General features: G+C 70.8%; 13 protein-coding genes. 8 read left to right on the forward strand and 5 right to left on the reverse strand.

The genetic code is table 11. From position 1 onward, the window contains the following. Nucleotide 1 precedes the first annotated feature (1 nt). The 4 genes from ACFXJ5_RS13270 to ACFXJ5_RS13285 all read right to left on the reverse strand — a co-directional run bounded on the left by ACFXJ5_RS13270 (nucleotide 2) and on the right by ACFXJ5_RS13285 (nucleotide 3851). Nucleotides 2-1054, reverse strand: coding sequence for an ABC transporter substrate-binding protein (locus ACFXJ5_RS13270; protein ID WP_384630467.1), 1053 nt, complete (start codon nucleotides 1052-1054; stop codon nucleotides 2-4). Nucleotides 1055-1206: 152 nt separating this feature from the next. Continuing rightward, on the reverse strand, nucleotides 1207-2133 hold the full coding sequence (locus tag ACFXJ5_RS13275; RefSeq protein ID WP_384630468.1) for an ABC transporter substrate-binding protein: 927 nt from the start codon (nucleotides 2131-2133) through the stop codon (nucleotides 1207-1209). A gap of 360 nt (nucleotides 2134-2493) precedes the next feature. Beyond that, nucleotides 2494-3441: a thioredoxin-disulfide reductase gene (gene trxB / locus ACFXJ5_RS13280; protein WP_384630469.1), complete on the reverse strand. Its 948-nt coding sequence runs from the start codon at nucleotides 3439-3441 to the stop codon at nucleotides 2494-2496. Then, the gene (locus tag ACFXJ5_RS13285; RefSeq protein WP_384630470.1) at nucleotides 3438-3851 is read right to left on the reverse strand and encodes an arsenate reductase ArsC; all 414 of its coding nucleotides are present in this window, start codon (nucleotides 3849-3851) and stop codon (nucleotides 3438-3440) included. Before ACFXJ5_RS13285 ends, trxB begins: the two co-directional genes overlap by 4 nt. A gap of 102 nt (nucleotides 3852-3953) precedes the next feature. On the opposite strand from ACFXJ5_RS13285, the gene ACFXJ5_RS13290 reads away from it, so the two are divergent. Together ACFXJ5_RS13290 and ACFXJ5_RS13295 are read left to right on the forward strand one after the other, a co-directional pair. Beyond that, complete coding sequence (locus ACFXJ5_RS13290; protein ID WP_384630471.1) at nucleotides 3954-4268, forward strand: ArsR/SmtB family transcription factor; 315 nt, start codon at nucleotides 3954-3956, stop codon at nucleotides 4266-4268. Nucleotides 4269-4287: 19 nt separating this feature from the next. Beyond that, a complete protein-coding gene (locus tag ACFXJ5_RS13295) occupies nucleotides 4288-5100 on the forward strand; it encodes an aquaporin (RefSeq protein WP_384630472.1) in 813 nt (270 codons plus the stop codon). Here ACFXJ5_RS13295 and ACFXJ5_RS13300 read toward each other — a convergent pair. Then, a complete protein-coding gene (locus ACFXJ5_RS13300; protein WP_384630473.1) occupies nucleotides 5037-5399 on the reverse strand; it encodes an ArsR/SmtB family transcription factor in 363 nt (120 codons plus the stop codon). The genes ACFXJ5_RS13295 and ACFXJ5_RS13300 overlap by 64 nt on opposite strands. A 75-nt stretch (nucleotides 5400-5474) precedes the next feature. Between ACFXJ5_RS13300 and ACFXJ5_RS13305 the strand changes: the two genes are divergently transcribed. The 6 genes from ACFXJ5_RS13305 (at nucleotide 5475) to ACFXJ5_RS13330 (ending at nucleotide 13207) form a co-directional block, all read left to right on the forward strand. After that, nucleotides 5475-6848 (forward strand): NAD(P)-binding domain-containing protein, encoded by a 1374-nt coding sequence (locus tag ACFXJ5_RS13305; RefSeq protein ID WP_384630474.1) that lies wholly within the window; start codon nucleotides 5475-5477, stop codon nucleotides 6846-6848. 31 nt (nucleotides 6849-6879) lie between these two features. Next, nucleotides 6880-7338: an ArsI/CadI family heavy metal resistance metalloenzyme gene (locus ACFXJ5_RS13310; RefSeq protein ID WP_384630475.1), complete on the forward strand. Its 459-nt coding sequence runs from the start codon at nucleotides 6880-6882 to the stop codon at nucleotides 7336-7338. Nucleotides 7339-7541: 203 nt separating this feature from the next. Continuing rightward, entirely contained in the window at nucleotides 7542-9356 is a 1815-nt protein-coding gene (locus ACFXJ5_RS13315) for an APC family permease (RefSeq protein ID WP_384630476.1), read from the forward strand. Between the two features lie 460 nt (nucleotides 9357-9816). Next, nucleotides 9817-10032, forward strand: a complete 216-nt coding sequence (locus tag ACFXJ5_RS13320; RefSeq protein WP_384630477.1) for a type A2 lantipeptide — start codon at nucleotides 9817-9819, stop codon at nucleotides 10030-10032. Between the two features lie 107 nt (nucleotides 10033-10139). Next, nucleotides 10140-10943, forward strand: a complete 804-nt coding sequence (locus tag ACFXJ5_RS13325) for an HlyD family efflux transporter periplasmic adaptor subunit (RefSeq protein WP_384630478.1) — start codon at nucleotides 10140-10142, stop codon at nucleotides 10941-10943. Next, nucleotides 10940-13207 carry an NHLP family bacteriocin export ABC transporter peptidase/permease/ATPase subunit gene (locus ACFXJ5_RS13330; protein WP_384630479.1) on the forward strand — a complete coding sequence of 756 codons (2268 nt, stop codon included), beginning with the start codon at nucleotides 10940-10942 and terminating at the stop codon, nucleotides 13205-13207. Before ACFXJ5_RS13325 ends, ACFXJ5_RS13330 begins: the two co-directional genes overlap by 4 nt.

Here is a 13207-nt window from a genome sequence, read left to right on the forward strand (position 1 = left end):
GTCACTGCCCCGGCAGGTACGCGGTCGTGAAGAAGGCGGTCGTGTCCGGCGCCTTGGTCAGCTTCTTGCCGTTGGCGTCCGCCAGCAGCCCGGCCTTGTACTCGAAGTCCGCGAACGCCTTCCAGCGCTGCGCGCTCTGCCCGCCGATGGTGCCGTCGGAGGCCCGGTAGTACTCCTTGGCGAGCAGCCGCTCGCTCTGCTTCACCAGCTCGGTGTTGGTGAGCACACTGCGGTTGGCCTTGATGAGCAGGTCGGACGCCTTGTCGGGGTTCTTGGCCGCGTACTCGTAGCCCTTGTTGACGGCCGCGAGGAACTTCTTCGCGACGGCCGGGTTGTTGCTCAGGTACTGGTCGGAGGACGCGATGAGCGTGGAGTAGATCGCCGGGAAGCCGTAGTCCGACAGCTGGAAGTTCTTCAGCGGCTTGCCCGACAGCTTCGCCTCCAGGCCCTCCCAGGTCGGCATCGGCATCGCGAAGTCCGCCTGGCCCGCGTAAAGGGCCGCGTACGCCGAGGTGTTGAGGGTGACCTGCTTGAAGTCGCCCGTGCCGCCGGCGTCGCGGATCACCTTCTGCAGCAGCGGCTTCTCGTAGGCCGCGCCGAAGCCCGCGTACGTCTTGCCGTCCAGGTCCTTGGGGGACGCGATGTCGCTGCGGTCGGCGCGGACCGCGACCGTGACATCGGTCTTCTGCGTGACCGCGTAGACGGAGGTGATGTCCTGGCCTGCGGAGCGCGCGGTGGTGATGCCCTCCTGGTACGAGATGCCGAAGTCGGCCTTGTGGTTGGCGATCAGCGTCTCGGGCGCGGTCGAGCCGTACGGCACGATCTTGAGGTCGATCCCGGCGTCCTTGAACCAGCCGAGCTGCTGGGCGACGTATATACCGGTGTGGTTGGTGTTCGGCGTCCAGTCCAGGGCCAGGGTGACCGTGGTGAGGCCCTTGACCGCGGCGGCGCTTCCGGCGCTGTTCTGGGCGGAGCAGCCGGTGGCGGCGAGCAGCGCGGCGGCGGTCAGGACGGGGAGGGTACGGATCGTACGGAGCAGGGCACGGCGTCTCATGGTGCGGTCCTTCGTGGGGCTGCGGATCGGGGCGCGGGGGCGCGGTCGAGGGTCGGGGCTCGCTCAAGCCCGACAGAGCGCGCTGGTGACCCGCATCAGGTCGACCGCCATACGCCGGGTCAGGCCGGCCGCCTGCGCCACGCAGAACATGCTCACCGCACTCCCGTGCCGAGCAGCAGCTCGTTGGTGAAGGACCGCTCCCAGCCTTCCGCCCGCGGGATCGCGCCGTGCTCGGCGAGCCAGTGGGCGTACGGGCCGACACGGCTCTCGTCGATCACGCCCCACCGGCCGTCGGCGTCCGTCCACGTCGGGGAGATCAGATCGAGCGACCGGGCGATCAGCGGCCGCGAGAAGTACGGGATCACCCGTTCCAGCACGGCCAGCGTGCGGTCCCGCTCGGCGGCGGCCGCCCGGTAGCCACGGGCGGTGGCCTCCAGAAACGCCCGTACGAGGCCGGGGTTGCGGTCGAGCAGCTGCTCACGGGTGCCGAGTACGTAGCTGTGGTAGCGCGGCGCGCCGATCTCGTCGACCGGCCAGGTGATCCGCCGCTCCTCGGGCAGGTCGCCGCGCAGGGCGTCCCAGGCCCAGTAGTTGCCGAAGGTGGCGTCCGCCTCGCCGGCGGCTATGTCGTCCACGGTCAGCTCGCGGCTGCCGGAGTCGACGGTCACGACCGCGTCCGGATTGCCCCCGTCGGCGGCGACGAGGTGCCGGACCATGGCCCGGCCGCGCGGGGTCGGGTTGTAGGCGACACGGCGTCCCGCCAGGTCCCGGGGGCGTGTGATGCCGGTGCCCGTGACGGTCTGGACGGCTTCCAGGGCGCGGTGGTTGACGGCCGCCACGGCGATCAGCGGCTGGTGGAGGCCGGCTCGTCTGGCCAGCAGCCGGTTGGGCGGGAAGATCCCGAAGTCGGCCTCGTACTGGGACAGGTACTCCAGGGTGTCGCCGCGTCCCGGATCCTGGACAACCAGTTCCACGTCGATGCCCGCCGCGCGGTACCAGCCGTGCTCACGTGCGGCGTAGAGACCGGCGGAATTCGGCCAGGGGTGGAAGTAATCGAGCATGACTCGGACATGCGACATGGGGAACTCCGCAGCCGTACGGATGGGACGGCGAGATGTGAGAGGGGTGGTGAGCGGGAGCCTGTGAAGGCGGCGGATCAGCGACAGGAGCGGGTGGCCCTGGCTGCGGCCACAAGACACGTCTGCTCGAAAACTGCTGCTGACACCGGTACTCCTACGCGGGCACTGTTGACTCAAGTGATGCGGTCGGCGTCCCCATGGGGCCCGGAAATCCGGTCCCAGACGCCCTCTCAGCCCGTTCGGCTCGGGGCTCCCGCGTAGATGGCCGAAACCATAACCGTCGAGCGGGGCCCGCGCGCAAACCACATCCACGGAGTGAGATGTTTTCGTCCCGCTGAGCAAGACGGTGTGCGGGGGGCTTCAGAGGGCGGCGAGGTAGCGCTCGGCGTCCAGGGCTGCCGCGCAACCGGTGCCGGCCGCGGTGATCGCCTGGCGGTAGGTGTGGTCCACGACGTCACCGGCGGCGAAGACGCCGGGGAGGTTCGTACGGGTGCTGGGGACCTGGACCTCGATGTAGCCCTCGGCGTCGAGGTCCAGGACGCCCTTGAAGAGCTCGGTGCGCGGGTCGTGGCCGATCGCGACGAACAGTCCGGTGACGGGGAGGGCGGAGGTCTCGCCGGTCCTGGTGTCACGCAGGGTCAGTCCGGACAGCTTGCCGTCGGTGCCGTGGATCTCGGCGACCTCGCTGTCCCAGGCGAAGGTGATCTTCGGGTCGGCGAAGGCGCGTTCCTGCATGACCTTGGAGGCGCGCAGGGTGTCGCGGCGGTGCACGATCGTGACGATCCCGGCGAAGCGGGAGAGGAAGGTGGCCTCCTCGATCGCCGTGTCGCCGCCGCCGATCACGGCGATGGCGCGCTCGCGGAAGAAGGGGCCGTCGCAGGTGGCGCAGTACGACACGCCCCGGCCCGACAGTTCGTCCTCGTGGGGGAGGTTGAGTTTGCGGTGCTGGGAGCCGGTGGCGACGATGACGGTCCTGGCGCGGTGGAGGGTGCCCTCCGAGTCGGTGACGGTCTTGATGTCACCCTCGAGGTCGACCGCGATCACGTCGTCCGGGATCAACTCGGCGCCGAAGTGCTCCGCCTGGGCCCGCATGTTCTCCATGAGGTCGGGGCCCATGACGCCGTCGGGGAAGCCCGGGAAGTTCTCGACCTCGGTGGTCTGCATCAGCGCGCCGCCGGCGGTGACCGAGCCCTCGAGGACCAGGGGCTTCAGCGCGGCGCGGGCGGTGTACAGCGCGGCGGTGTAACCGGCCGGCCCGGACCCGATGACGATGACCTCGCGTACGTCGCCCGCTTCTTCCGCCGTCATGACGCGGGTTCCGGGGCGATCTCCGCGATCAGGCCCTCGATGCGGGCCCTGATCTCGTCCCGGATGGGCCGTACTGCCTCGACGCCCTGGCCGGCCGGGTCGTCCAGCGTCCAGTCCAGGTAGCGCTTGCCGGGGAAGACCGGGCAGGTGTCACCGCAGCCCATGGTGATGCAAACGTCGGACGCCTGGACGGCCTCGACCGTGAGGACCTTGGGGGTCTCGGCCGACATGTCGATACCGACCTCCTTCATCGCCTCGACGGCCGCCGGGTTGACCGTGTCGGCCGGGGCCGAGCCGGCGGAGCGGACCTCGACGCGGTCGCCTGCGAGGTGGGTCAGCCAGGCGGCGGCCATCTGGGAGCGGCCGGCGTTGTGGACGCAGACGAAGAGCACGGAGGGCTTGTCGGACATGGAGGTCTCTCTTGTCTGTCTTGTCTCGCTGTGTCCCACGATGGCTCACGGCTGAAGGGGCCGGGCTCGCGTCAGCTCCGGCTGATGTGACAGTATCAGCCCATGATGACGTCAGTCGACACTGACCTGATCCGGGTTCTGGCCGACCCTCTCAGGCTCCGGATCGTGACCCTGCTCGCCCGCGAGACGCTCTGCACCACGCATCTCGTGGAGGAGACGGGCGCGAGGCAGACCAACCTCTCCAACCACCTCCGGGTGCTCAGAGAGGCCGGGGTCGTGGAGACCGAACCCTGCGGGCGGTTCACCTACTACCGGCTGATGCCCGACGTCATCGACACACTGGCGGCATCCTTCGCCGAACTGGCCGCCACCGCTCGCGCCACCGCCGAGAACAACACCAAACGCGCCTGTCCCTGATCCGCACCGAGGAGTCCTGTTGACCGCCACCACGGCCGACCCCGAAACCGCCCCGGAGTCCTCGATACCCGCGACCGGTTCCCAGCCCGCGCCGCTCACCCGGCGGGCCGCCGCCGAGTTCGTGGGCACCGCGGCGCTGGTCGCCGTCGTGATCGGCTCCGGCATCCAGGCCACCGAGCTCAGCAAGGACGTCGGCGTACAGCTGCTGGCCAACTCCATCGCCACCGTCTTCGGCCTCGGCGTGCTCATCGCACTGCTCGGCCCGGTCTCGGGCGCGCACTTCAACCCGGTCGTCACCCTGGCCGCGTGGTGGACGGCCCGGCGCGGCGGCGACGGAGTCACCCTGCGCGAGGCGGCCGCGTACGTCCCGGCCCAGGTGGGCGGGGCGATCGGCGGGGCGATCCTGGCCGACGCCATGTTCGCGGAGCCGCTGGTGAAGTGGTCGACGCACGACCGCTCGGCCGGGCACCTGCTGCTGGGCGAGGTGGTGGCGACGGCCGGCCTGATCCTGCTGATCTTCGGGCTCGCCCGCACCGACAGCCTGCGCTTCGCGCCGGTCGCCGTCGCCTCCTACATCGGCGCCGCGTACTGGTTCACCTCGTCCACGTCCTTCGCCAACCCGGCGGTGACCATCGGCCGGGCCTTCTCCGACACCTTCGCCGGCATCGCCCCGGGCTCGGTCCCCGGCTTCGTCGGTGTCCAGTTGGCCGGCGGCGTCCTGGGCCTGGCCCTGGTGGCGGTCGTCTTCGGGCGGGGGGTGGCGGGCCCTCAGCCGTCGATACCCGCCAGCAGTCCGGCCATGGCGGCGAGCACGCCGGGCGCGACGCGGTAGTAGACCCAGGTCCCCCGGCGCTCGGAGCTCAGCAGGCCGACCTCGCGCAGCTTCTTCAGGTGATGGCTGACCGTGGGCTGCGAGACGCCCACGTCGGAGATGTCGCAGACGCACGCCTCGCCGTCCGGGTGCGACGCGACGCGCGAGAAGAGCCGCAGCCGCACCGGGTCACCGAGGGCCTTGAACATCGCCGCCATGCGGATGGAGTCCGCCTCCGACAGCGCGGCCGATGTCAGCGGCGGGCAGCACGGCTCGACGGTGTCCAGGAGCGGCAGCTCGACCGTCTTCAGATTCGACATGTGTCTATGTTGACATCCATCGATGCAAAGTGCCAGGCTCTATTGCATCGACAAACATCGAAACAAGGAGTCGACGTGAGCAGCCCGACCAGCGCGACCACCACCGCTCTCCCCGTTGTCGTCGTCGGTGCCGGCCCGATCGGCCTGGCCGCCGCCGCCCATCTGCTGGCCCGGGACCTGGAGCCGCTCGTCCTGGAGGCCGGCCCGAGCGCCGGTGCGGCAGTACGGGAGTGGGGACACGTACGGCTGTTCTCGACCTGGGCCGAACTGGTCGACCCCGCCGCCGAGAAGCTGCTCGCCCCCACCGGCTGGGCCCGCCCCGACAGCGCCGCCTACCCGACCGGCGCCGACTGGGCCGACCGGTACCTGCAGCCCCTCGCCGCCGCCCTCGGCGACCGCGTACGGTACGGGGCCCGGGTGACCGGCGTGGCCCGCACCGGGCGCGACCGCGTGGTCAACTCCGGCCGCGAGGAGCAGCCCTTCACCGTCCACCTCACCGCCGCCGACGGCACCGAGGAGCGCCTCACCGCCCGCGCCGTCATCGACGCCTCCGGCACCTGGGCCACCCCCGGCCCGCTGGGCGGCGACGGCCTGCCAGCCCTCGGCGAGCGCGCCGCCGCCGGTCGCGTCGCCTACCGCGTCCCCGACCTCAACGACCCGGCCGCCCGCGCCCGTTACGCCGGCAAGCGCACCGCCGTCGTCGGCTCCGGGGCCTCCGCCTTCACCGCCCTGGCCCAGCTCGCCGGCCTCGCCGAGGACGCCCCGGGTACGCACGCGGTGTGGATCCTGCGCCGGGGCATCGGTACGAGCACCTTCGGCGGCGGCGAGGCCGACCAGCTCCCCGCCCGCGGCGCGCTGGGGCTGCGGGCCAAGGCCGCCGTCGAGGCCGGGCACGCGAGCGCGCTCACCGGCTTCCGTACCGCCGCGGTCGAGAACGACGGCGAGCGGCTCACCCTTGTCGCCGAGGACGGCCGCCGCACCGAACCGCTGGACGAGGTCATCGTCCTCAGCGGCTTCCGCCCCGACCTGTCCCTCGTGGCCGAACTCCGCCTCGCCCTCGACGAACGCCTCCAGGCCCCGGTGGCGCTGGCCCCCCTCATCGACCCCAACGTCCACTCCTGCGGCACCGTCTACCCCCACGGCGTCAAGGAACTCGCCCACCCCGAGCCGGACGTCTACCTCGTCGGCATGAAGTCCTACGGCCGCGCCCCCACCTTCCTCGCCATGACCGGCTACGAGCAGGTCCGCTCCATCGCCGCCTCCCTCGCCGGCGACCACACCGCCGCCGCCCGCGTCGAACTCACCCTCCCCGAAACCGGCGCCTGCGGCGGCGCCGGCCTCTTCGACGACCCCACCGCCGCACAGGGCACCGACAGCGGCGGCTGCTGCGCCGCCCCCGCCACCCTGCAGATCGGCACCGGCGTCCCGACCGCGTCCGGCGGCTGCTGACCCCACACCCCCACTCATCAGGAGGCACGCCATGTCCCGCGTACAGCTCGCTCTCCGCGTCCCCGACCTCGAGGCATCCATCGCCTTCTACGCGAAGCTCTTCGACACCGAACCCGCCAAACTCCGCGACGGCTACGCCAACTTCGCCATCGCCGAGCCCCCGCTCAAGCTCGTCCTCTTCCAGGGTGAAGCCTCCGAGGACACCCGCCTGGACCACCTCGGCGTCGAAGTCGACTCCACCACTGCCGTCACCGACGCCACCCAGCGGCTCGCTGCCGCCGGCCTGCCCACGACCGAGGAGGCGGACACCACCTGCTGCTACGCCCTCCAGGACAAGGTCTGGGTGCACGCCCCCGGCCAGGAGCCCTGGGAGGTCTATGTCGTCAAGGCCGACGCCGGCACCCTCACCCGGCAGCAGGACAGCACCTGCTGCGCGGCTTCCGCCGACCCCGCCGACCCCACCGCCGCCGCGTCCGGCGGCTGCTGCTGACCCGGAGCGGAGGGTGCCGCGGTCGCGCGAGCGGCGGGCGCCGGGTCCAGGGAAGGACGGGGGCCACGCCCGCATCCCGGGGGCATTGACGGGCTTCTGACGCCTCGGCGCCAACCCTTGGCGTGGCCTTGACGCGCCGGGCCGCCGCTGCCGGGCAGAGTGTCACGCGAGAGATCAGACGCACTCTGTTCCGTGAGGTTTCCATGGCGTTCGGCCTGGCACGCCGCGAACTGCGACCGAAGGTTCCGCTCCGTCCCGGGGAGGGCGACAAGAACCACCTGACCAGCCTGGAGGGACTCGCCGCGCTGTCGTTGGACGCGCTCAGCTCGGTCGCGTACGGCCCCGAGGCGATCGTGCTGGTCCTGGTCGCGGCCGGGAGCGGGGCGCTGTCGGCGACGCTGCCGATCACACTGGTCATCGCGGCGCTGCTCGCGGTGCTGGTGGTCTCGTACGGCCAGGTGATCGCCGTGCACCCGGACGGGGGCGGTGCCTACGCGGTGGCCAAGAAGGACCTCGGGCCCTGGCCGAGCCTGCTCGCGGCGGCGAGTCTGGTCGTCGACTACGTCCTCACCGTCGCCGTGAGCCTGGCCGCCGGTGCCGCCAGCCTGGCTTCCGCCTTCCCCGCCCTCGGCTCGCACCTGCTCGCCGTCTGCCTGGTGGGGCTCGCCCTGCTCACGGTCGTGAACCTGCGGGGTATCGCCGAGAGTGCCAGGGCGCTGATGCTGCCCACCGTGCTGTTCATCGTGAGCATGCTCGGCATCGTCGTCGTGGGGCTCATCCGCTCGCACCCGGCAGCGGAGGTCGGCACCGCGGAGCCCATCCACGCCACCGAGGCGCTGAGCGTCCTGCTGCTCCTGAAGGCGTTCTCCTCCGGCTGCTCCGCGCTGACCGGTGTGGAGGCCATCGCGAACGCCGTGCCGTCCTTCCGTACGCCACGGGTCAAGCGGGCCCAGCTCACCGAGCTGATGCTCGGCGGGCTCCTCGGGGTGATGCTGATCGGTCTCGCGCTCCTGATCCGCCGCGACCACGTGGCTCCGCGAGGTGGCGTGACGGTCCTCGCCCAGCTCACCGCCGGGGCGTACGGCACCGGATGGGCCTTCTACGCGACCAACATCGTGGTCACCCTGGTCCTGCTGTTCGCCGCCAACACCAGCTTCGGCGGCCTGCCGGTCCTGATGAGCCTGCTGGCCCGCGACCACCGGCTGCCCCACCTGTTCGGACTGCGCGCCGAGCGTCCGGTCTACCGCTACGGCGTCCTGGCCCTGGCCCTCCTCGCGGCCGTACTGCTCGTCGCCGCGAATGCCGACACCCATCGGCTGATCCCGCTCTTCGCCATCGGCGTCTTCATCGGCTTCACCATCAGCCAGGTCGGCCTGGTGCGACACTGGGCCACCCAGCGGCCACCCGGCTGGCTGCGCCGGGCGCTGGTCAACGGCATCGGCGCCCTGCTCACCGCCCTGGCCGGACTGGTCCTGCTCACCACGAAGTTCCTGGAGGGCGCCTGGGTGGTCGTGGTCGCGGTGCCGCTGCTGATGCTGCTCTTCGCCCGTATCCAGCGCTATTACGACGCGGTCGGCGCCGAACTCGGCCTCGGCCGGATCCCGCCCCCGCCGCAGCGGATCGCCAGCCTGGTCATCGTCCCCGTGGGCGAGGTCAGCAAGCTCGCCCAGTACGCGCTGACCGCCGCCCTCGCCCTCGGCGACGAGGTCGTCGCGGTCGCCGTTCACGCCGATCCCGCCAGAGTCCAAGTGCTGCGGGACAGTTGGGACCACTGGAATCCCGGGGTGCGGCTGGAGATCCTCGACAGCCCGCACCGCTCGCTGGTGGAGCCGATCGTCGAGTACGTCCAGCACGCGGCGAGCCAGGGACGGCAGATCGCCGTGCTCATCCCCGAGGTCGAGCCGAAGCACCGGCGCTACCAGATCCTCCAGAACCAGCGCGGCATCCTCCTGGCCACCGTCCTGCGGGCCCGCACCGACGTCGCGGTCTGCATGCTGCCGTACCGGCTACGCCTGTGAACCGTGGACCACTCGAACACCGGGTAGGTCGTACAGCGGAAGAGCGGACTGCTGCCGAACGGCGGTGTGTCGCCGGCACCGGACTCCGGGCCTCCTCGTGCGAACGCGTCTCCCGACCGACCGGTAACCGGGCGCACTATCTCCAGTAAATCCTCACACTGTGCACGCCGACGCCATATGGCCGCTGACGGGCGGTGGTTGTCCGCGGTCTGTGCGGGGCCTTTGATGCGGAGTGCCCAATTCGCCGAGGTGAACGCGATCAGCTCATGTGCGGATGTTGGCACCAAGTCGTGGACGGGCCGACACACCCGTGAAGTCATGAATCCGAATGCTATTCGAACGGGCTGTCCGGCATTGGTCGTACGACCTGACGACATGCTTTGATCCTGTCCGGCGGCGGGACTTCTTCGAAAAACTGTTCGCCACTTTGAGAAGTATCCACTTGAAGGGAAGCCCCATCATGAACGTCACCCCCCAGGTTGAGACCCGCGAGATCTCCGACGCCGACCTGGACAACGTGTCCGGCGGCCTCATCGGCGGCCTCGTCGGCACCGTGACCGGCACCGTCGACTCCATCGCCCCGGTCTCCACCACCCTCGGTGGCGTCGTCGGCACCGTTGAGGGTCTGACCGGCGTCAACACCTCGGTCGCGACCGGCCTCATCGCCGGCCTCTGAGACGGATTCACCCCGTGAGCCCCGGAACCGACCGTTCCGGGGCTCACGGGCGCCGTTGCGGCGTTGTGTCCGTATAGCGACGAATGCAGTTGTGAGGGAAGAGTTCCGTGCAGTTTCGCCAAAAGGCCCTTTCCAAGCTGCAGTCGCCCGAGGAACTCGAACTGCCGGTGCGTTTCGCCCGGCCGCAGGGCCTGTTCGTACTGTCCGTCACGATTGTGGTCCTGGCCGCCGCGAGTTTCTGGGCCGTGACCGGCTCGGTCTCGTCAAAATTGAACGCGTCCGGAATTCTCACCCACGGGCAGGGCAGCTACATCCTGCAAAGCCCGGTCGCGGGACAGGTCGTCCAGGTCCTCGCCAAGGAAGGTGAGCAGCTGGCCGCCAACGCGCCGCTGCTGAAGGTCCGTACGCCGCAGGGCGACAGCGTCGTGCGCACCGTGGCCGCGGGCCGCGTGACCGCGCTGGTCGCCACGATCGGAACCGTCGTCACCACCGGAGCGAATGTGGCCTCGGTGGAGCGCGTCACCCGGGCCGACGACCGGCTCGTGGCGACCCTGTATGTGCCGGCCGGCAGCGCCTCGTCCGTACCGGTGGGCGCCTCCGTGGACCTGACGGTCGAGTCGGTGTCGAAGGATCGGTACGGAGTCCTGCGCGGCCATGTGGAGTCCGTCGGCCGCACCTCCCAGTCGGCGCAGCAGATCGCCGCCTTCCTGGGCGACAGCCAACTGGCCGAGGCATTCGGGAAGAGCCGGCCGGTGGCCGTCCTGGTACGGCTTGACGCGTCGGCCACCACCAAGTCGGGCTACCGGTGGTCCTCGTCCTCCGGACCGCCGTACGGGATCGACTCCATGACCCTGACCAGCGGCGCCGTCCATCTGGCCGCCCAGCGTCCGATCGATTGGCTGCTCCCGTGACCGCACCGTCCTCGCATAAACAGCACAAACAGCAGCAACTGCCGCCCGCAGGCCGCCGCAGACACACCCCGGAGCGCGGACGACGCGCCCAGCCGAAGCCGAAGGGGCGCAGGCAGAAGACCGTACGCACCCCCACGGTGCTCCAGATGGAGGCCCTGGAATGCGGCGCGGCCTCGCTCGCGATGGTGCTGGGCCACTACGGCCGCCATGTGCCGCTGGAGGAACTGCGGATCGCCTGCGGCGTCTCCCGCGACGGCTCCCGGGCCAGCAACCTGCTCAAGGCGGCCCGCAGTTACGGTCTCCGCGCCAAGGGCATGCAGATGGAGACGGCCGCGCTGGCCGAAGTGCGGGCCCCGGCCATCCTGTTCTGGGAGTTCAACCACTACGTCGTCTACGACGGCATGGCACGCCGCCTCGGCCGGCGCGGCGTACAGATCAACGACCCCGACAAGGGCCGCCGTTTCGTGCCGGCCGAGGACTTCGACACCAGCTTCACCGGGGTCGTCCTGACCTTCGAACCCGGCGCCGACTTCCACAAGGGCGGCCGCAGGCCCGGCATCCTGCGCGCGATGCCGGCGCGGCTGCGCGGCACCACCGGCACCATGCTGGCCGCGCTGGTGGCCAGTCTCCTGCTGGTCGCGGTCGGTGCGGCGCTGCCCGCGCTCAGCCGCACGTACATCGACATGTTCCTGATCGGCGAACAGAGTTCGCTGCTCGGCGTCCTGTTCGCCTCGATGGCGACCATGGTGGCGCTCACCGCTGTGCTGACCGCTCTCCAGCAGGCGAATCTGCTGCGCGGCCGCATCATCTCCTCCACCCTCAGCAGCGCCCGTTTCCTGCAGCATCTGCTGCGGCTGCCGGTCACCTTCTTCACCCAGCGCAGCCCCGCCGACCTCGTCCAGCGCCTCCAGTCCAACGACGCGGTCGCCGAGACCCTGGCCCGCGACCTGGCGTCCGCCGCCGTCGACGGGGTGGTGGTCGTCCTCTACGCGGTCCTGCTGTGGACGTACGACCCCCAACTCACCGTCCTCGGCGTCGGGATCGCGCTGCTCAACGTGGTGGCGATGCGGGTGGTGGTACGGCTGCGGGCCACCCGCACCCAGAAGCTGCGGGCCGACACCGCGCGGCTCACCAACACCTCGTACACCGGCCTCCAGCTGATCGAGACCATGAAGGCCACCGGAGGCGAGAACGGGTACTTCCGCCGCTGGGCCGGCCAGCACGCGGCCACCCTGGAGGAGCAGCAGCGCCTCGGGGTGCCGAGCGCCTGGCTGTCGGTCGTCGCGCCGACCCTGGCGGTCCTCAACAGCGCGCTCATCCTGTGGATCGGCGGACTGCGGGCGGTGGAGGGCCATATCTCGATCGGTCTGCTGGTCGCCTTCCAGGCCCTGGTCACCCGCTTCACCGCGCCCGTCACCCGGCTGAACGGAGTCGCGGGCCGCATCCAGGACTTCGCCGCCGACGTGGCCCGGCTCAAGGACGTCGAGAGCTTCCCGGTGGACTCGCTCTACTCGCGCCCCGAGCCCGAGGCGAGCACCCGCCGGCTCAAGGGGCACGTCACGCTGGAGAACATCACCTTCGGCTACAGCCCGCTCGACAAGCCGCTGCTGTCCGGCTTCTCGCTCTCCGTCGCGCCCGGGCAGCAGGTCGCGCTGGTCGGTGGCTCCGGCAGCGGCAAGTCGACCGTCTCCCGCCTGATCTCCGGGCTCTACAGCCCCTGGGAAGGCGTCATCCGCATCGACGGGACGCGCCTCGACGAGATCTCCCGCAGTGCCCTGGCCGCCTCCGTCTCCTTCGTCGACCAGGACGTCTTCCTCTTCGAGGGCACCGTGCGCGACAACGTGGCGCTGTGGGACCCCTCCATCCCCGACGAGGCCGTCGTCACCGCCCTCCAGGACGCGGCCCTGTACGACGTCATCACGCGCCGCCCCGGCGGCATCAACAGCCGGGTCGAGCAGGACGGCCGCAACTTCTCCGGGGGGCAGCGGCAGCGGCTGGAGATCGCCCGGGCGCTGGTCCGCCGGCCGAGCATCCTGGTCCTCGACGAGGTGACCAGCGCACTGGACGCGGAGACCGAGCTGATCATCATCGACAATCTGCGGCGGCGCGGCTGCGCCTGCGTGGTGATCGCCCACCGGCTCAGCACCGTACGCGACAGCGACGAGATCGTGGTGCTCGACCACGGGTCGGTCGTGGAGCGCGGCCGCCACGAAGAGCTGGTGGCCGCCGCGGGCGCGTACGCCGAACTGGTCAAGGAGCACTGA

The sequence above is a fragment of the Streptomyces sp. NPDC059373 genome (assembly GCF_042751495.1).
Classification (GTDB): domain Bacteria; phylum Actinomycetota; class Actinomycetes; order Streptomycetales; family Streptomycetaceae; genus Actinacidiphila.

Bases quoted from the DNA above. Each gene is read 5' to 3' on its own strand.
- ACFXJ5_RS13270 (WP_384630467.1), bottom strand. From the start codon at position 1,054: ATGAGACGCCGTGCCCTGCTCCGTACGATCCGTACCCTCCCCGTCCTG.
- ACFXJ5_RS13275 (WP_384630468.1), bottom strand. From the start codon at position 2,133: ATGTCGCATGTCCGAGTCATGCTCGATTACTTCCACCCCTGGCCGAAT.
- trxB (WP_384630469.1), bottom strand. From the start codon at position 3,441: ATGACGGCGGAAGAAGCGGGCGACGTACGCGAGGTCATCGTCATCGGG.
- ACFXJ5_RS13285 (WP_384630470.1), bottom strand. From the start codon at position 3,851: ATGTCCGACAAGCCCTCCGTGCTCTTCGTCTGCGTCCACAACGCCGGC.
- ACFXJ5_RS13290 (WP_384630471.1), top strand. From the start codon at position 3,954: ATGATGACGTCAGTCGACACTGACCTGATCCGGGTTCTGGCCGACCCT.
- ACFXJ5_RS13300 (WP_384630473.1), bottom strand. From the start codon at position 5,399: ATGTCGAATCTGAAGACGGTCGAGCTGCCGCTCCTGGACACCGTCGAG.
- ACFXJ5_RS13310 (WP_384630475.1), top strand. From the start codon at position 6,880: ATGTCCCGCGTACAGCTCGCTCTCCGCGTCCCCGACCTCGAGGCATCC.
- ACFXJ5_RS13315 (WP_384630476.1), top strand. From the start codon at position 7,542: ATGGCGTTCGGCCTGGCACGCCGCGAACTGCGACCGAAGGTTCCGCTC.
- ACFXJ5_RS13320 (WP_384630477.1), top strand. From the start codon at position 9,817: ATGAACGTCACCCCCCAGGTTGAGACCCGCGAGATCTCCGACGCCGAC.